20 protein-coding genes, 1 tRNA gene and 2 rRNA genes are annotated in these 22,942 nt (G+C 38.9%); 14 read left to right on the top strand and 9 right to left on the bottom strand.

Going from position 1 to position 22,942, the window contains the following annotated elements:
* From B9A18_RS19855 to B9A18_RS25205, 4 genes are all read left to right on the top strand, one after another.
* Positions 1-260, top strand: a 23S ribosomal RNA gene (locus B9A18_RS19855); the annotation flags it as partial.
* A 130-nt stretch (positions 261-390) separates the two neighbouring features.
* A 5S ribosomal RNA gene (gene rrf / locus B9A18_RS19850) occupies positions 391-502 on the top strand.
* A gap of 426 nt (positions 503-928) precedes the next feature.
* The gene (abc-f, locus tag B9A18_RS19845) at positions 929-2,515 is read left to right on the top strand and encodes a ribosomal protection-like ABC-F family protein (protein ID WP_084291288.1); all 1,587 of its coding nucleotides are present in this window, start codon (positions 929-931) and stop codon (positions 2,513-2,515) included.
* 6 nt (positions 2,516-2,521) lie between these two features.
* Positions 2,522-2,662: a hypothetical protein gene (locus B9A18_RS25205; protein ID WP_159452707.1), complete on the top strand. Its 141-nt coding sequence runs from the start codon at positions 2,522-2,524 to the stop codon at positions 2,660-2,662.
* Between the two features lie 144 nt (positions 2,663-2,806).
* On the opposite strand, the gene B9A18_RS19840 is transcribed toward B9A18_RS25205, so the two are convergent.
* The 3 genes from B9A18_RS19840 to B9A18_RS19830 form a co-directional block, all read right to left on the bottom strand.
* On the bottom strand, positions 2,807-3,679 hold the full coding sequence (locus tag B9A18_RS19840) for a pirin family protein (RefSeq protein ID WP_084291287.1): 873 nt from the start codon (positions 3,677-3,679) through the stop codon (positions 2,807-2,809).
* A 403-nt stretch (positions 3,680-4,082) separates the two neighbouring features.
* Positions 4,083-4,955 (bottom strand): urea transporter, encoded by an 873-nt coding sequence (locus B9A18_RS19835; RefSeq protein WP_084291286.1) that lies wholly within the window; start codon positions 4,953-4,955, stop codon positions 4,083-4,085.
* Positions 4,956-5,035: 80 nt separating this feature from the next.
* A tRNA-Thr gene (locus B9A18_RS19830) sits at positions 5,036-5,108 on the bottom strand.
* A gap of 203 nt (positions 5,109-5,311) precedes the next feature.
* On the opposite strand from B9A18_RS19830, the gene B9A18_RS19825 reads away from it, so the two are divergent.
* The gene (locus B9A18_RS19825; protein WP_084291285.1) at positions 5,312-6,082 is read left to right on the top strand and encodes a dienelactone hydrolase family protein; all 771 of its coding nucleotides are present in this window, start codon (positions 5,312-5,314) and stop codon (positions 6,080-6,082) included.
* On the opposite strand, the gene B9A18_RS19820 is transcribed toward B9A18_RS19825, so the two are convergent.
* The 3 genes from B9A18_RS19820 to B9A18_RS19810 all read right to left on the bottom strand — a co-directional run bounded on the left by B9A18_RS19820 (position 6,079) and on the right by B9A18_RS19810 (position 7,824).
* Complete coding sequence (locus tag B9A18_RS19820; RefSeq protein WP_159452706.1) at positions 6,079-6,810, bottom strand: outer membrane beta-barrel family protein; 732 nt, start codon at positions 6,808-6,810, stop codon at positions 6,079-6,081. The two genes, B9A18_RS19825 and B9A18_RS19820, sit on opposite strands and share 4 nt — an antisense overlap.
* Positions 6,811-6,871: 61 nt before the next feature.
* Entirely contained in the window at positions 6,872-7,336 is a 465-nt protein-coding gene (locus B9A18_RS19815; RefSeq protein ID WP_084291283.1) for a MarR family winged helix-turn-helix transcriptional regulator, read from the bottom strand.
* Positions 7,333-7,824: a GNAT family N-acetyltransferase gene (locus B9A18_RS19810; RefSeq protein ID WP_084291282.1), complete on the bottom strand. Its 492-nt coding sequence runs from the start codon at positions 7,822-7,824 to the stop codon at positions 7,333-7,335. Before B9A18_RS19810 ends, B9A18_RS19815 begins: the two co-directional genes overlap by 4 nt.
* Positions 7,825-8,016: 192 nt before the next feature.
* On the opposite strand from B9A18_RS19810, the gene B9A18_RS19805 reads away from it, so the two are divergent.
* From B9A18_RS19805 to B9A18_RS19775, 7 genes are all read left to right on the top strand, one after another.
* On the top strand, positions 8,017-9,543 hold the full coding sequence (locus tag B9A18_RS19805) for a malate:quinone oxidoreductase (RefSeq protein ID WP_317048254.1): 1,527 nt from the start codon (positions 8,017-8,019) through the stop codon (positions 9,541-9,543).
* Positions 9,544-9,651: 108 nt separating this feature from the next.
* Positions 9,652-12,084 (top strand): AsmA family protein, encoded by a 2,433-nt coding sequence (locus tag B9A18_RS19800; RefSeq protein WP_084291280.1) that lies wholly within the window; start codon positions 9,652-9,654, stop codon positions 12,082-12,084.
* A gap of 42 nt (positions 12,085-12,126) precedes the next feature.
* A complete protein-coding gene (locus B9A18_RS19795) occupies positions 12,127-12,540 on the top strand; it encodes an OsmC family protein (protein WP_084291279.1) in 414 nt (137 codons plus the stop codon).
* Between the two features lie 106 nt (positions 12,541-12,646).
* Positions 12,647-13,681 carry a glutamate 5-kinase gene (gene proB / locus B9A18_RS19790; protein WP_084291278.1) on the top strand — a complete coding sequence of 345 codons (1,035 nt, stop codon included), beginning with the start codon at positions 12,647-12,649 and terminating at the stop codon, positions 13,679-13,681.
* A 3-nt stretch (positions 13,682-13,684) separates the two neighbouring features.
* Complete coding sequence (locus tag B9A18_RS19785) at positions 13,685-14,932, top strand: glutamate-5-semialdehyde dehydrogenase (RefSeq protein WP_084291277.1); 1,248 nt, start codon at positions 13,685-13,687, stop codon at positions 14,930-14,932.
* A gap of 178 nt (positions 14,933-15,110) precedes the next feature.
* The gene (locus B9A18_RS19780; RefSeq protein ID WP_235005386.1) at positions 15,111-16,187 is read left to right on the top strand and encodes a sensor histidine kinase; all 1,077 of its coding nucleotides are present in this window, start codon (positions 15,111-15,113) and stop codon (positions 16,185-16,187) included.
* Positions 16,188-16,235: 48 nt separating this feature from the next.
* Complete coding sequence (locus B9A18_RS19775) at positions 16,236-16,676, top strand: response regulator (protein ID WP_084291275.1); 441 nt, start codon at positions 16,236-16,238, stop codon at positions 16,674-16,676.
* An 8-nt stretch (positions 16,677-16,684) separates the two neighbouring features.
* Here the strand turns inward: B9A18_RS19775 and B9A18_RS19770 are convergent, their stop codons facing one another.
* Entirely contained in the window at positions 16,685-18,421 is a 1,737-nt protein-coding gene (locus B9A18_RS19770; protein WP_084291274.1) for a phospho-sugar mutase, read from the bottom strand.
* A 172-nt stretch (positions 18,422-18,593) separates the two neighbouring features.
* Here B9A18_RS19770 and B9A18_RS19765 point away from each other — a divergent pair, with 172 nt between their 5' ends.
* Both B9A18_RS19765 and lysA read left to right on the top strand, forming a co-directional pair.
* On the top strand, positions 18,594-19,907 hold the full coding sequence (locus B9A18_RS19765) for an aspartate kinase (protein WP_084291273.1): 1,314 nt from the start codon (positions 18,594-18,596) through the stop codon (positions 19,905-19,907).
* 192 nt (positions 19,908-20,099) lie between these two features.
* The gene (gene lysA, locus B9A18_RS19760; RefSeq protein WP_084291272.1) at positions 20,100-21,254 is read left to right on the top strand and encodes a diaminopimelate decarboxylase; all 1,155 of its coding nucleotides are present in this window, start codon (positions 20,100-20,102) and stop codon (positions 21,252-21,254) included.
* A gap of 64 nt (positions 21,255-21,318) precedes the next feature.
* Here lysA and B9A18_RS19755 read toward each other — a convergent pair whose 3' ends face one another.
* Together B9A18_RS19755 and B9A18_RS19750 are read right to left on the bottom strand one after the other, a co-directional pair.
* Positions 21,319-21,699, bottom strand: coding sequence for an SRPBCC domain-containing protein (locus tag B9A18_RS19755; RefSeq protein ID WP_084291271.1), 381 nt, complete (start codon positions 21,697-21,699; stop codon positions 21,319-21,321).
* Between the two features lie 5 nt (positions 21,700-21,704).
* Positions 21,705-22,895, bottom strand: coding sequence for an acyl-CoA dehydrogenase family protein (locus B9A18_RS19750; protein ID WP_084291270.1), 1,191 nt, complete (start codon positions 22,893-22,895; stop codon positions 21,705-21,707).
* Positions 22,896-22,942 lie beyond the last annotated feature (47 nt).

Raw genomic sequence — 22,942 nt, 5'->3', positions numbered from 1 at the left:
CGTAGGAATTTTGAGTGGGGCTGACCTTAGTACGAGAGGACCGGGTTGGACTAGCCTCTAGTGAATCTGTTGTTCCGCCAGGGGCATTGCAGAGTAGCTACGCTGGGAATAGATAAGCGCTGAAAGCATCTAAGTGCGAAACTAGCCACGAGATGAGAATTCCATATAGGACCGTAGCAGACTACTACGTTGATAGGTTACAGATGTAAAGGTGGTGACATCAAAGTCGAGTAATACTAATCATCCGAAGCTTTCAAGAGCAGTAAACTGTTGTTTGTTCTTCCTAACTTAACTTCTTTCAATAATATGTCATTTGTTTAGTGTAACAGCATGCAAGGCGAGAGCTGCGCAATAAAAGCGAAAAGATATATACTAAATGATTAAAAATATTTAGGTGCCTATATCGGTGGTGTCCACCTCTTCCCATTCCGAACAGAGAAGTTAAGCCCACCAGAGCCGATGGTACTGCGGTAACACGTGGGAGAGTAGGTCGGTGCCAAATCTTAAAGAAAGCCGGTAGTCAATAGACTATCGGCTTTTCTTGTTTATAACATTTTGATGTTATAGGGATTTTTTACAGGTCTTGATTCTTCTGGAAATTACTGGGGTAAAAATTTTCCTGGATGCCGTGAATTACCTCTGAGTCTCTAGGATTTTTTCTATATACAGAATTTTCTGGAAATCAAAGCTCCTAGTTTAAAATCGCTAGCGGTTTTTTTGAATATCAGTAAAAATTGTAGCTTGGTTCAATTCTCCTGAATACAACTCTGGATAAGTACCAGGTATTTTTTGTTTACAACATAGTTTTTTCTATTTTTGTTTTAATAATCAAAAGCAGGCACATTAATGTAGGATATCATTTTTTTTTAGAAAATAACAGGTTCGGATCAGTATGTTTCGATAGTTTTTAATTTTTAAAGAAATAAATATGATACTACAAAGTGTTTCTTATATTCATTCAGATAGAGATTTATTGTTTTCTGATATAGATCTTAAGATAAATAAAAATGATAAAGCAGCCTTAATTGGCAACAATGGTGTTGGAAAATCCACGCTTCTTAAAATTTTAGCCGGGTATTTAGTGGCTTCAAACGGGGTTGTAAGCTCCGATTCACAACCTTATTATGTGCCGCAGGTTTTTGGGCAGTTTAATGACCATAGTGTTACCCAAGCACTTAAAATTGAAGATAAAATAAAGGCATTAAAGGACATTCTGGATGGTCATGTTACAGATGAAAACATGAGCCTTCTTGATGATGACTGGACAATTGAAGAGCGTTGTCGGGAAGCTTTGGAGGGCTGGGGACTTGGTGATTTAGACTTAACTCAAAAGATGGGTAGGCTAAGTGGTGGCCAGAAGACAAGAGTTTTTTTGGCAGGAATACTTATTCATCGTCCTGAATTAGTTTTGTTGGATGAGCCTAGTAATCATTTAGATACCATTGGTAGAAGCCTCCTGTATGATTATATCAGGTATACTAAAAGTAGCGTGCTGGTGGTAAGTCATGACAGAACCTTATTAAATCAGGTTAATATGGTTTACGAGCTCAGCAAAAATGGAATTACTGCTTATGGTGGAAATTATGATTTCTATGCCGCGCAAAAAAGGATTGAAAGTGATGCCTTAAGTCATGATGTGAAGAGCAAAGAAAAGGCCTTGCGCAAAGCCAGAGAAATAGAAAGAGAATCCCTGGAACGGCAACAAAAGCTTGATGCCAGGGGAAAGAAAAAGCAAGAAAAGGCTGGTCTACCCACAATTTCTATGAACACGCTAAGAAATAACGCGGAGAAAAGCACTTCCCGTTTAAAGGGCGTTCATACTGAGAAAGTTGGGACTATTTCACAAGAGTTGACTCAATTACGTGCTAACTTGTCTGATCTGGATAAGATGAAAATGGATTTTGACAATTCTGCTTTGCATATAGGAAAGATATTGGTTACAGGAGCGAATATTAACTTTGGTTATGGTGAAACTTTGCTCTGGAAAGAGCCTTTGAGTTTCCAGATTACAAGCGGCGAGCGTATTGCTATAAAAGGGCTCAATGGTTCTGGTAAATCAACTTTGATTAAAATGATTTTAGGCGCAGTTCAACCCAGGCTCGGAAACATGGATAGGGCTGATGTAAGGGCAATTTACATTGATCAAGATTACTCATTAATTAACAAAGACCTCAGTGTTTACGAACAGGCACAAGAGTATAATAGCGGGGAATTGCAAGAACATGAAATCAAGATTCGTTTAAACCGATTCCTGTTTAGTAAAGCATATTGGGATAAGCCCTGCAGCGCACTTAGCGGGGGTGAAAAGATGAGGTTGATTCTTTGTGCTTTAACGATTAGTAATCAAGCGCCAGACATCATGATATTGGATGAACCGACAAATAATCTGGATATACAGAGTGTTGAGATCTTGACTATCTCCGTGAATGAATATAAGGGGACATTAATAGTCGTATCACATGATGAATATTTTTTGAAAGCAATTAATTTTGAGCGTTCAATTGATGTAAATTAATTGGTTGTGGGAGAGGAAAGTGGGTGCCTACCTTTTGATAAGGCATATGCCAAAATTGATGCTGAAGTACAGTATGATGGATCAAATAAGTTCGGTATCATTCATCCACATGATCAGAACGAAACTGATTTGTTGGCGCCTGGATAGTATCTGATTGAGGTTAAACTAGTCCGTGACCCTGATTTCAGAGTAGAAACAAAGATTATAAAAGAATAATTTAAAACAGAACTCCGTCCGGAAAATATGGATTCCGGACGGAGTTCTGTTTTAATTGAATTATTGATGAGGCTATTAATCGGCTAGCACACCAAATTTACCCATGTTAAAATCCGCGATAGCTTGATGGATTTCTTCTTCTGTGTTCATTACGAAAGGACCATAGCTTACGATTGGTTCATTAATTGGCTCACCGCTCAGCAATAAGACAACGCTTTTCTGATTGGCTTTGATATGAATTTCTTCACCCTCATTTTTAAATAAGATAAAACTATGTTCAATTGCCATTTCACCATTTACTTCTACACTACCATTCACCACTAATAAAGCAGTATTGTGTCCGAATTGGATAGACGTTGTTACTTCAGCGCCTTCATTCAATTTGATATCAAACAAATTAACAGGGCTATAGGTTGCAGCTGGACCTGCTACGCCATTAAAGTTACCGGCGATCACATTCACTACCCCTGCATTGTCTGGCAGTTCTACTTTACCCATACCTGCAGCTGTTAGCTCCTGATAATGTGGAGTAACTGATTTATCTTTTTTAGGAAGATTTACCCATAATTGCACCATCTCGAAAGGTCCGCCTTTTTTAGAAAATGCTTCCTCATGGTATTCTTTGTGTAAGATACCATTACCTGCTGTCATCCATTGTACATCGCCGGAATTGATAATTCCTTGACTGCCAGTGCTATCATGATGTGCTACCGAACCTTTGTAAGCAATAGTTACGGTTTCAAATCCTTTGTGCGGGTGAACGCCCACGCCTCTAAGATGATCTGAAGGACCGAAATCATATTCAGGATTAAAGTCCAATAGTAAAAACGGACTTATTCTCTCCTGAGGAATACCTGCACCTGGAATGTAGTTAAACACCCTGAATCCGTCACCAACCATGTGTGGCTTGCCAGAATTTGTCACGATTTTTTCAATTAGCTTTTTCATTTTATTTCTCTTTTTTTAAGCAATATTAAAACAACCTCTTTTGTTTGATTCAAAACAAATTTCTATATAAGTAGTCGTTTCATTTATTGTACACAAAGATACTCTGGTTTAATAATCGCGGTATTGATGTAGGATAAGATCTGCTTCAGCATCAAAGGTGTAGAATCCTAAACTTACAGATCCGGAGGTGGCGTCTGTTACGATTACAGCAAATCAGGTGGATATTTTGGCCAAATTGAAATCTAAGAATGCAGAACTTCTTAAGTTCGCGGAAACCATGTCCACCGATCATAAGCAATAATTGCTCAGGTTGTTGCTTTGGTAACCAAATTGAAAGTAACCCCTAAAGACAATGCCGTAAGTAAAAAGTAGTATTGAGGATGATTACAATTTTTTGGGGTTTTTAATTTGATGGGGCAGAGGCGCTGAGTTTATTTTTCAATAAGAGTGTAATGCAGGTTGCAGCTACAAATGGAAAAGTGAGTTGGGTAAGTCCCTTTGCCGACATCAATAAGCCTATAGCTAAAGTTAAAGCTACAGAAATACCTACCCAGATTCCGTCTCTGACTCTATCTCCTGCAAAAAAAATAGCACATAACACCGCATTATAGCCAAACAAGCCCATTTCTATGGTCTCTGCAGGAATAGCGAACTGCATAGCAATCATCCCACCAAATATGGATGCAGCGAGCGCATACAAAGCCGAAATCGGTGCATTAATAAATACACCAATAAAAAATGCGATACCTGCAAATAGACTGCCCTGGAATATAACCTGGCCAAAGCCTTTTGTCGCAGCGCTGAAATCATAAGTTATGTTTGTTTTTATATTGAGTAAGGCAGAGGTTGGTACCGGATATACCTCATAAAATATATACAACAGTATCCAGGTAACCAATACAAAAGGCAAGGTGAAAACGGGTATTTTTTTAACGATAAAAAAGTGCTGTATGATGGTTGCCAGCATGGAGCCAACTACCACGGCCACCCAGGTGATTACTACAGGTTCAAAGTAAAAAGGAAGCGCTACGCCAACCAGTGCTGCACTAAAACCATATAAGCCCTGTTGTATTTCTTCTCTATTGTACTGAAGGGCTTTTGCTGTCATTGTGCCGCATACTCCTGCTAGAATGGCGCCAAGGCCCATAAATATAGAACCGTAAAAGATTCCGGCTAAAAAAAGGATGCCAGTTATTGCATTTTCCTGAAGCATGATTTGTCCGATACCTTTTAAAACCGCTAATATAAAAGGGAACCTTTGTTCGATTTCTTTCATAGAAATAAATCTACGTAAAATTATAACAGAAAATCGAATATGAAAATGTAGGGTTTTTACAATGTTGAAGAAATTTAAAGAGCCTCCTATCGGAATCGAACCAATGACCTACTGATTACAAGTCAGTTGCTCTACCAGCTGAGCTAAGGAGGCTTTTAATATTTCAAATTTGCTATCGGATAAGTTAATTATTCCTTGTTAGCAATGAGGCTGCAAAATTAGAACTTTATTGGTTTATACCAAATTGTTTTTGAAAATATTTTGGTGTTTTTATGGATGATATTCTGCGTCAGGTAGATAAGTTTTTTGGGGCTAAACATTTCCATATTTAATATGTTGTTCCTTTAAAATTTGTTATGAAACCTTTAATTTGTCTCACTGTACTGTTATTCATTACTATGCAAAGCAACGCACAGTTAAAAGCCAGAAGCTATACTGATGGAGCGCAGAAGTTGAATGGTTTGGCTATTGGCCCATCAGGTCAATCTAAAAGTAAGGGTGGAATACTGATTCTGCCAGCCTGGAAAGGAATTGACCAGCATTCAAAAAACGTAGCGTTGGAATTATCAAAGTTAGGCTATCATGTATTTATTGCCGATATATATGGTGAAGAGAACTATCCTACAGATGTAAATAGTGCCGGAAAGATGGCTGGATATTACAAAAGTCATATAGATGAATACCGTAAGCGTATTAGCCTTGCCCTGGAGCAGCTTGTCAAAACAGGAGCCACACCATCAAAAATTGTTGCGATTGGTTACTGCTTTGGTGGGACGGGAGTGCTTGAAGCTGCCAGAGCTAACTTTCCCATTAGGGGAGTTGTTTCCTTTCATGGCGGACTTGACAGGGATACCTCGAAAGCAATTGTTCCAATAAAACCGGAAATACTGGTTTGCCATGGAGCAGATGATCCTTTTGTACCACCTACTCAGGTAGCAAGCTTTCAGCAGGAAATGAGAGACGCTAAAGCAGATTGGCAAATGATTTATTATGCAAATTCAGTACATGCTTTTACTGAACCTGAAGCGGGTAATGATAGTAAGGGTGCTGCATATAATGAAAAGGCTGATAAACGCTCCTGGCAACATTTTATGTTGTTTTTGAAAGAAGTTTTAAAGGGAGATTAACTTCCCCCTTTAACTCTGTTTTGAATATCTTCACTTGCGCTTTTGCGCTCTTTTTTGCTCAGGTTTTGATTCCCAAATCTGTAGGAGAAGGATAACATAATCCGGCGACTGTCGGGCCTTTTGTCCGTTTGCATATCAATGTTCTGAAACAGTGTTTGCTCTTTGTATCTGTTGCTTTGAAAAATATCATTCACCATCAGCTTTATACTGACTTTATCATTCCATATCGTTTTTAGTGCACCGGTTGACACCGCGTAATTTGCTTTATAGCTTGATATCCAATAAACTGAACCAGAATAATAATAGCCACTTAGCTCAAAACTATAGCTACCCGCTTTAAAAGAGTTCTGTGAATTAAAGCTATAACTGGTTACCTTGTTGTCCAGGTTCCCATTTTCTACACTTCCTTTGTATTCATTACGGAGTACATTGGCAAAGTGAGAACCTGTCCACCAGTCGAAAATAGCAGTTGAGGCTGTAAAGCTAACACCGTAATTGATGAGTTTACTCAGATTTTTCGGCATCTCGAAAGTTGTATTTATCGCATCAATCTGACCACTTATCCAGGTGATTACATCAGTAGTTTGATTATAGCTTACTGCTGTGGTATACTTGCCTTTAAAGGTGTGGCTCAATTGGAAGGTATTGATCAGTTCCGGTTTTAAAAACGGATTACCTTGATAATATAGTAATGGATCTCTGAATAGTATAGATTTGCTTTCAGACAAGACTCGTTTGTGGTTTGTTCGGCAGCAAATTTAGATTATTTGTAATTAATCTAATGAATCTTTATTTTTTAGTCCTGTCCATAAAGCTTTTGTCATTCAGCTGTGCTTCCACTTCTTCTATGGCCTTCATGATGTTGTTGCTGGTATTTGTTAATTCCGTTAAAGCATCAACCATAGTTTGCCATACCGGTTGCATTTGCTGCAATAGCTTTTTCCCCTTTTCCGTGAGCAATATCAGCCGCTTACGCTCATCCTGCTTGTCTTTTTTCGAACGGATAAGCTTCTCTTTTTCAAGTTCTTTCAACAGGCTAATGGTAGATGGGTGGGTATAGCCAATTTCAGCAGCAAGTTCAACAACACTCAACACAGGTTTGAAGTGCAGGGTATAAATCACCGGAAACCATTTAGGTTCAAAGTCGATACCATTTGCTTTATAAATCTGGAAGCCATCTCTTCTTAACTGCTCACTAAGTCGCTGGAGCCGGGTAGATATACCCAAAATACCCGATTCATTTATAACGTTCATATGTGAAAATGATAAAATACATCATCGGCCTTCATTCTGGGGAAATAGGGAGGGAGTGCATCAGCGCTGATTTTACTAAAGCCATTCTTTTCATAAAAGCGGTGAGCTGCTTTAAGCATACTTACAGTGCCCAGATAAATATCGGTAATGTCATTTGCCGAGCAGAACTGAATCAGGTTATCTAATAATAGTTGCGCTATGCCGTGTTCTTTCCCTCTGAACTCCTTTTTCACAAACATTTTGCGTAGCGCGCAGGCCTGATGACCGGTATTGATCAGCGCAATCGTACCTACCAGTTCATCTCCATACTTTGCGCCAAGAAAGGCACCGCCGCCCTGGAGATAGTTTGCCTCAATGTCCAATAGATCAGGTTGATCTGCTAAAGTTACAGGGACATTAAATTCAATCTGCTGTATTGGTAAAATCAGGTTGATGATTTGCTCACAATACGAATTATTTAAGGGTTCGATGGTGACGGTAATGCTCATTTTATACTGGGGTTATGTACAAGTATACGTAGTTAGCTACATATATTGAAGATTTTGTAATAAAATTTAAAAATCATTTTTATGTAATAAAATCAGGGAAAAAGTAGTACGTATTTCAAAACGAGCGAGTTGATTTCAATAAAAGTGTAAAAAATGTAGATTATATTTTGAGATTGCATGTAAAATTTAATTTTGTGTTGTACTTTTGCGGAAAATTTCAATGAAATGACTCGAAAAAATAGTAATCCAGACAAAACTGTGGATGTTGTGTTAATTGGAGCTGGTATTATGAGCGCTACCCTAGGTATGCTACTTAAGGAACTCCAGCCGGATATCACTATCGAAATTTTTGAAAGACTTGATGTAGCTGCTGCCGAAAGTTCTGATGCATGGAACAATGCCGGTACAGGGCATTCGGCTTTTTGCGAATTAAATTATACACCTCAACAGGAAGATGGATCTGTTGAAACTAAAAAAGCGATTTCAATTGCTGAATCATTCGAAGTATCTAAGCAATTCTGGTCCTTCCTTGTTAAAAGCAAGCTGGTAAATAGTCCTGAAACATTCATCAAAAGCATTCCTCATATGAGCTTTGTGTGGGGAGAGGAGAATGTAGATTTTTTGCGTAAACGCTATGAGAAATTGCAGGAAAGCGACTTGTTTAAAGGGATGATTTATTCTGAAAATTTTAAACAGCTTGCAGAGTGGATGCCTTTAGTAATGAAAGACCGTAGTGCAACTGAAAAGGTTGCTGCAACAAGAATGGAATTGGGTACTGATGTTAATTTCGGTGCACTAACCAGAATGATGTTCAGTAAATTACAAACCAAACCTGATGTTAAACTTCATTTTCACCATGACGTGAAAAAGTTGAAACAAAAGAATAATTTGTGGGAGGTAAAAGTTAAGGATGAAACAACCGGACAAAAGAGAACAGTAAAAGCAAAATTTGTATTTATTGGTGCCGGTGGTGGATCATTACCTTTGCTTGAAAAAGCAGGTATCCCCGAAGGAAATGGCTTTGGTGGTTTCCCTGTTAGCGGACAATGGCTTAAATGTGTTAACCCAGATATTATTGAGCAACACAATGCAAAAGTGTACGGGAAAGCTTCAGTAGGAGCACCTCCAATGTCGGTACCGCATCTTGATACCAGGATGATCGACGGCAAGAAAGCATTGCTTTTCGGTCCGTATGCCGGATTCTCAACCCGTTTTTTAAAACATGGTTCATTGTTGGATCTACCTTTATCGATCAAAGCAAATAATATCCGTCCGATGATCTCGGCAGGATTAGATAATATCCCTTTAACAAAATATCTGATTGGTCAGGTTCGTCAATCACCTGAAGATCGCATGGCTGCTTTAAGGGAATATTTCCCGGGAGCAAAAATGGAAGATTGGGAACTTGAAACTGCAGGACAGCGTGTGCAGGTAATTAAAAAAGACGAAAAGCATGGCGGTATTCTTGAGTTCGGTACAGAAGTAGTAACTGCTGCAGATGGTTCTATTGCTGCTCTTTTAGGTGCTTCACCAGGTGCTTCAACAGCGGTTTCAATTATGATTACCTTGATGGAGAGTTGCTTTAGCGATAAAATTAAAACACCTCAATGGCAGCAGAAGCTTAAACAGATGATCCCGTCATATGGTGAATCTTTAAACGGTAATTTGCAGCTTACAGATAATATTCGAACGCAAACTACGCATGCATTGGGCTTGTAGATATTAAAATCTAATTATATTCAAAGGCTATCCTCAACAGGGTAGCCTTTTTTATTTGTATATTTAGAAATATCTGATCAATTATTAAGCTAAATTTAATCATTGAATATGCCTCGCTGGTCTAAAATTATCCTCAAAATATTCGCAGTACTTATTGTATTGATCCTGCTCCTTTATGTTGCCGTAGCCCTGTATGTAAATGCCAATAAAAAAAGTCTGCTGACCAGCATAACCAAACAACTCAATAAAAACCTAAACGGTACGATGAGTATAGGAAGTATGGATCCGACTTTCCTTAAGGGTTTCCCCGGGGTATCGTTAACCCTCAAGGATGTGATGCTGAGAGACAGTTTATGGCATACGCATAAGCATGATTTGCTTAATGCTAAGGCACTTGATATCTCGGTAAACTTATTTGGCTTGTTAAAAGGTAATGTACAGATCAGTAAAATAAGCACTAGTAATTCTAGTATTTACCTTTTTACGGATACCAATGGATATAGCAATACCACGGTTTTTAAAAAGAAAGGCCCTAAAGAGAAGACTACAGCCGATGGATCATCCCCGGCAGAAATCAATAAATTCGTTTTGAATCATGTAGATTTTGTAGTAGATAATAAAAGAGGGAACAAGCTTTTTCACTTCGTCATAGATGATTTAAAAGGGAAAATCGATTATCCTTTTGGAGGCGGATGGGATGCCGATATTAAATTAAAAGCCCTCGCGAAAAGTCTAGCATTCAATACCCTCAAAGGAAGTTTTATAAAAGACAGATCATTGGAAGGATCGTTTAAGGTGAGTTATAATGAAAGTAATGGTATTGTTGATGTAGCTCCTAATAAGTTACTTATTGGAGAAGATACTTTTATTATAGGAGGCAGATTTGATACCTCAAAAGAGATTACTGATTTTACCATTAATATTGAAGCACCAAATATTCTTTGGAGAAGTGCCTCTGCAAACCTGGCTGCTAATATTACGGAAAAACTCAATATGTTTAACCTTGATAAGCCAATCTATGCCAAATGTACGCTTAAAGGAAATATGGGCCCCGGTGGTGATCCAGAGATCAACGTTGAAGCTTTGATTAAGGACAATGTGCTCACGGTACCGGGAGGTGTGATTGATGATTGTAATTTTAAAGGGACATTTACTAATAATCACATCAAAGGGCAAGGCTTTAGCGATGAGAATTCGGTAATTAAGCTCTATGGTTTTGAAGGTCGTTATAAAGAAATGCCTTTTTCTATAGATACTGCTTTCATCAATAATCTGGTAAAACCAATTGCTACCGGTATCTTTAAATCACAGTTCGAAATCGCTAAGTTAAATCCTGTAATTGGCAACGAAACTTTAAGCTTTAGCAGGGGGACTGCAAATGTGAACCTGGCTTATAAAGCAGACATTGTAGATTTTAAATTGAACAAGCCTTTGGTCTCGGGATCGGTTACTGTTAATGGTGCCGACATAAGCTATATTCCAAGGAAGCTTAATTTTAAGAACACCTCTGTTCTACTGAATTTTACAAATAACGACCTGTTTATAAAAAACATACGTCTGCAAAGTGGTAAAAGTGTTGTTTTTATGGATGGGGTAGTTCGTAACTTTCTGAATCTCTATTATACTGCACCTGAAAAGATTTTATTGACCTGGAAAATTAGGAGTCCACAAGTGCATCTGGGCGAATTCCTAGGTTTTCTTGGCGGTAGAAGGTCGGGGGCTAAAGGGAAAAATAAAAAGAAAAGCACCTTCTCCGACGACTTGAATGAAGTGTTTGATAAAAGTAACGTGAATATGCATGTTACAGTTGATAAACTCTATTACAATAAGTTCTTAGCTACCCACGCCAATGCTGAATTGCTTCTTTCGGAATCTGGTATATCCTTAAAGAACGGAAGTGTAAAACACGCTGGTGGCTCGCTTAAAATCAACGGACACCTTAGTCAGAAAGGTAATTTGAACAGGTTTACTATGAATACTATTTTGAGTAACATTGATGTACGTGATTTCTTCTATTCATTTAATAATTTTGGGTTGACAAGCCTCACATCAAAAAACTTAAAGGGTTATCTGTTCTCAAAAACAAACCTTTCCGGAGGCATAACAGATCAGGGAAATCTTGTTGCAAATTCGATCCAGGGCGACCTGGTGTTTGACCTTAAAAAAGGAGCCTTGCTTAATTTCGATCCGATTATCAATGTGGGGAAATTTGCTTTTCCTTTCCGCGACCTCAACAACATTACTTTTGATAACCTGAATGGTAAATTCAATATTAAAGGTCATAAGATTACCATTAGCCCTATGCAAATTAATTCAAGCTTGTTAAATATGGATGTTGCAGGCGTTTACTCCTTGTCCACAGGGACAAACATATTGGTAGATGTTCCTTTAAGAAATCCTAAAAAGGATGCTGAAATAACTGATGTTGATGAGAAAAAATCCCGCCGTATGAAAGGGATAGTATTACATTTGCTAGCCACTGATGGTGAGGATGGAAAGATTAAAATTAAACTGAATAGAAAGCGGGAACAAAGTAAGTAAAGAATTATATTTGAGTAAATCTATAACCCCAAATTATACAATATGAAACGTAATGCAACTGCCGTTTGGAATGGCACAATCAAAGAAGGTTCCGGTCATATTACTACTGCCAGTAAAGTGCTCGACCAGACTCAGTATTCTTTTAATAGCAGATTTGCCGATGGTATTGGTACAAATCCTGAAGAATTGATGGCGGCAGCGCATGCAGGCTGCTTTACCATGAAGTTAAGTTTAGATTTAACTGAAGCCGGATTTACACCAGGTACCCTAGAGACAACAGGTACAGTTACCATAGATAACGGTGTAATTACCAGTTCAAAATTGGTGTTAAAAGCAAGTATTCCTGATATCAGTGAAACTCAGTTTCAGGAAATTGCAGCAGGAGCAAAAGCAACCTGTCCGGTAAGTAAAGCCTATGCCAGTATCGACATTACATTAGAAGCATCGCTGGTTTAAAAAATATTTCTATAAAATCTATCAATTATCCTCCTGTTTATTTCATAGATAGGAGGATTTTTAGTTATTTTCGGGCTTCATTACTCATTTTCAACCCGAACCACAAATGAACAAGCCAATACTTGTTTTGAAATTAGGTACTGCCTCCATAACCACAGCGAAAGGTGAACTTGACGAGGAGGTAATTGCTGATGTTGCCAGTCAGGTAGCTAAAATTGCAAAAGATTACCATCTGATCCTTGTATCATCAGGCGCAGTAGCCGCCGGAAAACAGTACATTAAAAACTATAAAGGAAAAATTTCTGAGCGTAAAGCTGCTGCCTCCATTGGCAACCCGCTATTGTTAAATACCTACTCTAAACATTTCAACCCCTACGGCATATCTATCGCTCAAAGTCTTTGCGAAAGACAACATTTCTCTAACAGAAAGCAGTTTTTGCAATTAAAGGAGACCTATGAAGAGTTATGGAAGAACGATGTTATTCCTATTGCTAACGAAAATGATGTAGTTAGTAGTCTGGAATTGAAGTTCTCTGATAATGATGAGTTAGCGACGCTACTTGGTGTTGGTTTTGGTGCTTCTGTGATTTTATTGGGTACTTCCGTTCCCGGAGTACTGGATAGGGAAGGTAAGGTGATTGACAGGATTGAAAGCATCAACAACGATATATTCTCACTGGCCGATAAGAACAAATCAGATCTTGGTCTGGGTGGGATGATATCTAAGCTTACTTTTGCCCATCTGGCCTCTGTTATGGGTATTAAAGTGGTTATCTTTGGTGTTCGCACACCGGAAGGTATTGTTAAGGCTGTTCATGAGCAAACGGGTACAGTATGTGCGCCAAAAAACTGTAGCATATCTGCCAGAAATAAATGGCTGGCCAGCGGTAGTCTGGTTACCGGACGCATAATGGTAGATAGTGGTGCCTGTGAAGCCATAAGAAAGCGTAAAAGCCTGCTTGCCGTAGGTGTGCTTCAGGTGATCGAAAAATTCAGTGATGGCGAGATCTTCGAGATCACAGATGATCAGCTGAATATAGTTGCCGTTGCCCGGGCCAAAACTTCTTCGGAAGCAATTGTTAAAGATTCAAAACAACATAACCTGGAAATTGCAAACGCCAGTGATATTGTAATACTATAAATAATGGAAAACATTCAACAACAGTTAATTAATGCAAAGAAAGCACAGCAGTCTATTTCTTCGCTAAGCGATGAGGGCAAACAAAACCTCATCAATAGCCTTGCTGTACTGATTAAGGCTCAGTCTGAACAGATTATTACAGAAAATCTAAAAGATTTAGAAAAAATGCCCGCATCAGATCCCAAAAGAGATCGCCTGTTGTTAAATGAATCCCGCATACTTGATCTTGCATCCAGTCTTAATGATGTAGCGCTGCTTCCGGATCCAACCAATAAGGTGCTTTCTGAATACACCCTCGCCAATGGCTTGTTTATTCAAAAGAAAACAGTACCTCTGGGGGTAGTAGGTGTCATCTATGAATCCCGACCAAATGTTACGATCGACGTTGCTGCTTTGTGCATCAGATCAGGGAATGTTTGCCTATTGCGTGGTGGTCAGGATGCTTATCATACCAATCTGTTTATCGTATCCTTAATTCAACGTGTTTTAGTAGAACAAGGCCTTGATAAAAATGTAGTACAGCAACTTCCGGCAGATAGAAAGTATATTTTAGATATTCTTCAAGCCGAAAAATATATCGATGTGATCATCCCACGTGGCTCAAATCAATTGATAGAATATGTACGCAAAAATTCGCTGGTTCCGGTTATCGAAACCGGAGCAGGAGTTTGCCATACGTATATAGAAAAGACGGCAAACCTAACCGAAGCCGCGGCCATTGTAGTAAACGCCAAGGTATCCAGACCTTCAGTTTGTAATGCACTGGATACGGTGGTGGTCGACAGCGCTATTGCTGAGCCATTCCTCCATATCCTGGCTCCATTGCTTTCGCAACATCAGGTAGAACTATTTGCTGATGAGCATTCTTTCTCTATTCTGAGTAGCTTGAATTATCCAATGGTAAACCAGGCAAGTACTGAGGATTTTGGTAGAGAATTTCTTGATTTTAAATGCTCCGTAAAGATTGTCGAAGGACTTGATGAGGCGCTGGAACATATTGCTCAGTTTTCTTCAAAACATTCCGAAGCTATCATCTCTGAAGATCCTGCTAAAAGTGAAAGATTCTTAAATGAAGTTGATGCTGCGGTTGTCTATCTGAATGCCTCCACCAGATTTACCGATGGGCAGGTGTTTGGCTTAGGAGCCGAAATAGGTATCTCCACACAAAAACTCCACGCACGTGGTCCGTTTGCACTTGAAAAACTTGTTACCGAAAAGTGGGTAGTTAGGGGTGAGGGGCAAGTGCGTTAACCTTTCGCCAAAAATCTGCTTGCGATATAATTCCCCGATTTGGGAAAATATTGTATCGTGAAAATTGATGTTGCAACATTAATGCACCTTGTTGTATCTCCATTTGCAGGGCTTTATTTGGCCTGAATTTTGAAAATACTTAAGTCTGGATTCCACCAGATATATTAAACGCAAGTACTTGAGATCAGACAGCTTACTTAGAATGCTTGAAGTAATAGATGATTATGCTATTCTCTTTTTAGACAGGCACGGAAATATTGAGAATTGGAATAAAGAAGCGGAGAAGATTAAAGGATACACGGCCGAAGAAATTATAGGTCATAATATCAGTGTGTTTTATAATGAAGAGAGCAAAAGAAACAGATTACCCGAACTCCTTATAGAAGAAGCAAAATTAAAAGGCAGGGCTCAGCATGAAGGCTGGCGTATAAGAAAGGGGGGTGAGCTGTTTTGGGGCTTCATTACCATTTCTGCTATCTACGACGACAACCATCAGGTAGTCGGGTTCTCTAAATTTGTGCGCGACCTTACGGCTAAGCGGCAGCTGGAGAAAACAACAGAAGAATACGCCAGGGAACTGGAAATCAAAAATAAAGAACTGGAGCAGTTCGTGTACATTGCCTCACATGATTTACAGGAACCACTCCTTACTGTTAAGAATTTCGTTGAATTGTTTAAGGATGAATACCAGGATGTTTTTGATGATAATGCGAGATTGTACCTGCAGTTTATAGATCGTTCCACGGAACGAATGCGAAATCTTATAAAAGGTTTGCTGGATTATGCACGACTTGGAGGTCAGCAAGCTAAATGTTTAGTTGATTGTAATCAGTTAATGGATAGCTTGCAAAATGATCTGTTTGGTAGTATCAATGCTACGGGAGCTGAGATATATTATAAAGATCTTCCAATTGTTTATGGTTTTGAAACTGCATTAAGACAACTTTTTCAGAATTTATTGAGTAATTCATTGAAATTTAAAAGACCAGGAGTTGCCCCCAAAATCTTTATCTCTGTAGTTGGTAATGATAATTTCTGGCATTTTGAATTTAAGGACAATGGTATTGGGATTGAAGAGCGCTACAAAGAAAAAGTGTTTATCATGTTCCAGCGTTTACATAGCACAACCGATTATGAGGGCTACGGTATCGGATTGTCGCATTGTAAAAAGATAGTAGAACTGCATGGCGGTACGATTAGTGTGGAATCCATTTTAAATGAAGGAAGCACTTTTAGCTTCACGCTTAAAGTATAAATTTTATAAAAACTTAAGGGAGCCGATAGTAATAATTGATATATATGTATGAAAAAGTATAAGGATCTTGATTGCGTATTATTAGTTGATGATGATATTTCTACAAACTTTATCCATCGTAGGATCGTAGAAAATGCTAAAATAGATGTAAATGTTAAGGAAATTACATCTGCAAAAGAGGCATTGGACTACCTGACCTATTCTGGTAAGTATGAAGGACAGGAAGATGCTCCTAAAGCGGGGATCGTCTTTTTAGACATCAATATGCCTGGCATGAATGGCTGGGACTTTATCGCAGAATACAAAAAGCTGGATGAAAAACACAAAGCCAGAATTGTGGTGGTGATGCTAACTACCTCACTTAATCCAGATGATGAGCAGCATGCTGCTATGGTTGAAGAGATAGCTACTTATCTGCATAAGCCCCTAAACATAGGAGCTTTTGCAGAAATCGCAAGTAAATATTTTGAGGAAATCAAAGAGGAATAATCCTGAGGTTAGTATACCTCAAGATCATTCATTACTGCTTTAATCTTATCGCCAAGACTGACGTCTGTTTCTTTAAAACTCTGTTTATCCTTTAATGGCGCATTTACACTGCAATAGAACTTAATCTTAGGCTCTGTTCCTGAAGGACGTGCGGAAATGATACTGCCATCTTCAGTGATAAATTGCAATACATCTGATTTCGGAAGTTCCAACGCTGTTTTTACACCTGATTTTAAGTCCGTCTGCATGCCAAGCTCGTAATCTTTTAAGGTCTCGATCTTCGATCCACCTAAAGTCGCAGGAGGGTTATTTCTGAATTTCTCCATCATCGCTTTAATGTCCTCAGCGCCACTTTTTCCTTTTTTAGTAATGGATACCAATTCTTCTTTATACAAACCGTATTCTACATACATATTTAATAAAGCATCATAAAGGCTACTTCCTTTATCCTTATAGAAGGCGGTCATTTCTGCGATAAATGCGCAGGAAACTACTGCATCCTTATCCCTTACTAAATCGCCAATCAGGTAGCCGTAGCTTTCTTCGCCACCACCGATAAAGGTTTCTTTACCTTCCAATTGCGTCATAACCTGGCCTATCCATTTAAAACCTGTTAAGGTATTGTAGTAAGTTACATTTTTAGCTTTAGCAATGGCTTCAATTAAGTTCGACGTCACAATCGTTTTAACGATATATTCTTTTCCTGTAAGTTTTCCTTTTTCCTGCCATGCGGTTAACAGGTAATTGATCAGTAAACTTCCGGTTTGGTTTCCGTTTAACAGCACAAACTCGTCATCGTTGTTCTTTACAGCGATACCTACACGATCCGCATCAGGGTCGGTGGCCAGTACCAGATCAGCATCGATCTCTTTTGCTTTCTTCAAGGCCAATGTAAGTGCTTCTTTCTCTTCCGGGTTAGGATAAACCACTGTAGGGAAATTACCGTCCGGTTCACTTTGCTCTTCAACTACAGTTAAGTTGGTGAAGCCAAATTGCGCCAATGCTTTAGGTACCAGGGTAATTCCTGTTCCATGAATAGGAGAGTACACAATTTTAAGGTCTTTCTGACGGGCGATTGCATCCGGGGATACCGATAATGCGGTTATTTTATCCAGGTATAACTGATCAATTTCTTCGCCAATTGATTCAATATTACTTTCTACACGATCAAATTTAACTTCATCAATACTTTTGATCTTTGCCACTTCATCCATTACCAGGGTATCGTCAGGTGCGGTGAACTGACCACCATCAGCACCATAAGCTTTGTAGCCATTGTACTCTTTAGGATTGTGAGAAGCAGTAAGCATAACACCGCTTTTACAGCCCAGGTGACGAATGGCAAACGACAATTCGGGAGTAGGTCTTAAAGCTGAAAAGAAATAGACATGTATGCCATTAGCTGAGAACACATCAGCGGTGATTTGAGCAAAGTAATCAGAATTGTTCCGACTATCGTGTGCAATGGCCACCTTGATTTTTTCTCCCGGGTATTTATTGTTCAGGTAATTTGACAATCCCTGAGTTGCTGTACCTATAGTATATTTATTGATCCTGTTTGATCCGGGGCCCATTATCCCGCGTAACCCTCCGGTTCCAAATTCCAGGTTTCTGTAAAATGAATCTGTAAGTTCAGTAAAAGCTTCCTTATTTAAAAGGCTCTGTACCTCTTCTTTGGTGTTTTGATCGTAATTTCCATTAAGCCATTCGTTAATTGTGCTTTGGGTAGCTTGTTCTAATTGCATATATAATTGTCTTTCCAGATTTTATTTCGTCTATTTTGCGTTTATTATGCGTGTTTTACCTAAATTCACGCCCGATTACAAGTATATGACCATTTTGGTTAAAAATAAAATACTTGAAGCAAATAAATATAGCTATTTATAGCTTCAGAACAACTAAAACAATTAAAGAACTATGAAAGTATTAAAGTTTGGAGGCACTTCTGTTGGAAGCCCTGAGCGCATGAAAAAATTGCTGGATATCATTAATCCTGCAGAAGAACAAATTGTGGTATTATCGGCTGTGTCTGGTACAACCAATAGTTTAGTAGAGATTTCAGCCAAACTTTTAAAGGAAGATAAACAGGTTGCGTTAGATTTAATCAACGCATTGCACCAGAAATATAACGAGTTCGTGATTGAGCTTTTAGCTGAAGGCGATTATCGCGAGCAAGGACAGGAAGTTGTAGATTACCATTTCAACTTTTTGAACACTTTGGCTAACGATATCTTTACACCTGTTGAAGAGAAAGTTGTGCTGGCACAAGGGGAGCTGCTGTCTACTACCTTATATCATATCTACCTGAAATCAATTGGCGTACCATCTGTATTATTGCCTGCGTTGGATTTTATGAAGATTGATGAGGACAATGAACCCGATGTTCCTTATGCAACCAAGCATTTACAACCGATTTTAGATCAACATAAAGATATTAAGTTATTCATCACACAAGGATTTATTTGCAGAAACAGCTTTGGCGAAGTAGATAACTTGCGTCGCGGAGGTAGTGACTACACTGCATCTTTGATTGGTGCAGCTATCTTAGCTGAAGAAGTACAAATCTGGACTGATATTGACGGAATGCACAACAACGATCCAAGGATCGTAAAAGGTACAAAACCAATTTCTCACCTTTCATTCGATGAGGCAGCGGAGTTGGCTTATTTCGGTGCGAAAATTCTGCATCCGCAATCAGTATTCCCTGCACAGAAATACAAAATTCCTGTTAGGTTATTGAATACCATGGAGCCGAAAGCTGCGGGTACATTGATCTCAGCAGAAAGTGAAAAAGGAAAAATCAAATCTATCGCTGCAAAAGATGGTATTACGGCTATTAAGATCCAGTCGAGCCGCATGTTATTGGCTTATGGTTTCCTGAGAAGGGTATTTGAAATCTTTGAAAGATATAAAACTCCGATCGACATGATTACTACTTCAGAGGTGGCGGTATCCTTGACAATTGATTATACAGAGAACCTGGATAAGATTGTCGAAGAGCTGCATGCTTTTGGTTCTGTAGAAATTGATAGCGACCAGTCGATCGTTTGTGTTGTTGGTGATTTCAGTGCGGAGAAACATGGTTATGCTGCGCGTGTATTGGATGCGATTAAGCACATTCCATTAAGGATGATCTCTTACGGCGGAAGTAATTATAACATCTCGTTGCTGATCAATACCTCAGATAAAACGGAGACTTTAAAAAGTTTACATAACAGATTGTTTGAATAGGAATCAGGTAGGGGTTAGCGTCTTTTTATCCAGACAAGGATCCCTATCGATATCAAAATGAGTACGAGAAAGAGCTTGGTTCTTCTGTCGTACTCTTTTTTACTGATATTCTGATTGCCAAGATCTATACGGTTTCCTATGTAGATCAAGCTTAGTACAATTACAAAAAATATAACAAGATATTTAAACATTATGTTTTCTAATAAAGATATATCACACTTCGCAAACTTAGAAACACCTTTCTATTATTACGACTTAAATCTGCTGCAGGATACATTGAATACTTGCGCAGCGGCCGCGAAGTTATACAATTTTCATGTGCACTATGCCATGAAGGCGAATTTCAATGCTAAAGTTTTGCAAAGTATTAAAGCCGTAGGTTTTGGTGCAGATTGCGTAAGCGGAGGCGAAGTAAGTAAAGCTATTGAAACCGGTTTTGACAAAGGACAAATTGTATTTGCCGGAGTTGGTAAATCAGACAAAGAGATTAACCTTGCATTAGATCAGAATATTTTCTGCTTCAATGTTGAGTCTGTTCAGGAATTGGAAGTGATCAATGAACTGGCAGCGAAAAAAGGTAAGAAGGCAAGCGTTGCCATTCGTATCAATCCAAATGTGGATGCGCATACCCATCATAACATTACTACCGGTTTAGATGAAAATAAGTTTGGTGTAAACTCATGGGATTTGCCGCAATGTGCGGAGATGTTAAGAGCATCAGCAAACCTTGAATTTGTTGGTATCCATTTTCATATCGGATCACAGATCACTAACCTCGACGTATATAAAAACCTTTGTGTACGTGTAAATGAGTTTGCTATCTGGTTTGAAGAACGAGGCTTTGCTGTTAAGGTATTGAACGTTGGTGGTGGTTTGGGTATTGATTATCATAACCCTGATCAGCAGATACCTGATTTTGCCAACTACTTTAAAATATTCTCCGATTTTCTGGATATTAAACCTGGTCAGGAAGTGCATTTTGAGTTGGGTAGGGCTTTAGTTGGACAATCTGCTTCATTGATTAGCAGGGTGCTATATGTAAAGAACGGTAAGAAGAAAAACTTTGTTATCCTGGATGCCGGGATGACCGAGTTGATGCGTCCGGCTTTATATCAGGCTTACCATAAAATTGAAAACTTAACCAGAGGTAATGAAGCTACTTTGAAATATGATATTGTAGGACCTATTTGTGAAAGTACAGACTGCTTTGGAAAAGAGGTAGAGCAACCTGAATCATTCAGAGGTGATTTGTATGCCATCAGAAGTGCAGGTGCTTATGGCGAAGTTATGGCTTCAAAATATAACCTTCGTGATGAAATCAGATCGGTTTATAGCGAGGAAGCTTAATACTTAATTATAAAAAAAAGCGGGCATTTCATAGAAACGCCCGCTTTTTTATTTGCTTCAGATTTTAGTCTTCAAAGAAATCAAGTAGGCCACCCAGGTAATATTCATCCAGGCCTTCTGTGAAGTCATCATAATCCGCTTCAGGGATATTAGTTTGTACAAACTCCAACGACGTTCCTCTTTTATCTTCATGCAGTTTAATGGTAACAATAGAAGGTTCATTTCCTTCGCCAAAGTACCATTCCTGTACGATTTTCTTGCCATGATCAAATTCCAGGTTCTTACCTACAATATCTCCGTCCCAGAAAGAAAACTCTGTATCTGGCTCTTCTGTAAACTCAACTTCTGATCCTGTCCACAATTGAATGCTTTGTGCTTTTGTTAAGGCTAAATATACTTCTTCAGGAGAAGCAGGGATCTGATAATATTTTTTAAAAGTCTTCATTAATTTTATTTAAATGCATTTATTCCTGTAACATCCATCCCTGTAATTAACAAGTGGATGTCGTGTGTACCCTCGTAAGTTACCACAGATTCCAGGTTCATCATGTGGCGCATGATTGAATATTCGCCTGTTATACCCATGCCACCGAGCATTTGTCGGGCATTTCTGGCTATATCCAATGCAATTTCTACGCTATTTCTTTTGGCCATTGATATTTGTTCAGGTGTAGCTCTGTTTTCACTCTTAAGGACACCTAATCTCCATACTAACAGTTGTGCTTTGGTGATTTCGGTAATCATTTCGGCCAATTTCTTTTGCTGTAACTGAAAACCTCCAATAGGTCTGTCAAATTGGATGCGTTCTTTGGAATAGCGTAAAGCTGTATCGTAGCAATCCATTGCAGCACCCAAAGCACCCCAGGCAATTCCGTAACGCGCCTGGTTTAAACAGCCCAGTGGACCTTTTATACCGGTAATGTCCGGGAAAATATTCTCTTTAGGTATCTTCACATTGTCGAATACCAGCTCGCCAGTTGCAGATGCCCTAAGGCTCCATTTGTTATGTGTTTCAGGCGTAGTAAAACCTTCCATGCCACGCTCTACAATCAATCCGCGTATCTTGCCCGATTCATCTTTTGCCCATACCACGGCGATGTCCGCGAAAGGAGCATTGGAGATCCACATTTTTGCACCGTTCAGCAAGTAATGATCATCCTTATCTTTAATATTGGTAACCATTCCACTTGGGTTCGATCCGTGATCGGGCTCTGTTAAACCAAAACAACCCATTAACTCACCTGTAGCCAGTTTGGGTAAATATTTCTTGCGTTGTGCTTCTGTGCCGTAAGTATATATAGGATACATCACTAATGAGCCTTGCACTGAGGCGGTAGATCGGATACCAGAATCTCCACGTTCAATTTCCTGCATTATTATGCCATAAGCGATATAATCCAGGCCAGCACCGCCATATTCCACAGGGATAGTAGGACCAAAGGCACCGATCTCTCCTAATCCTTTAATGAGTTGCTTAGGGAACGCTGCTTTTTGGGCATAATCTTCAATAATCGGACTTACTTCTTTTTTAACCCAATCTCTGGTTGTGGAGCGGATTAATTTGTGCTCCTCAGACAACAACTCATCCAATAGATAATAGTCGGGGGCCTCGTAAAGGTCTTTTTTTGCAGATTTGTTCATTGTTTAAACTATATTTGGTTAAGCAATCGGCTGTCCATTCAAAGGTA

Source organism: Pedobacter nyackensis (genome assembly GCF_900176505.1).
Classification (GTDB): Bacteria; Bacteroidota; Bacteroidia; order Sphingobacteriales; family Sphingobacteriaceae; genus Pedobacter; species Pedobacter nyackensis.
Note: the sequence above shows the minus strand (reverse complement) of the source record. Positions and strands in the feature narration are given on the sequence as shown.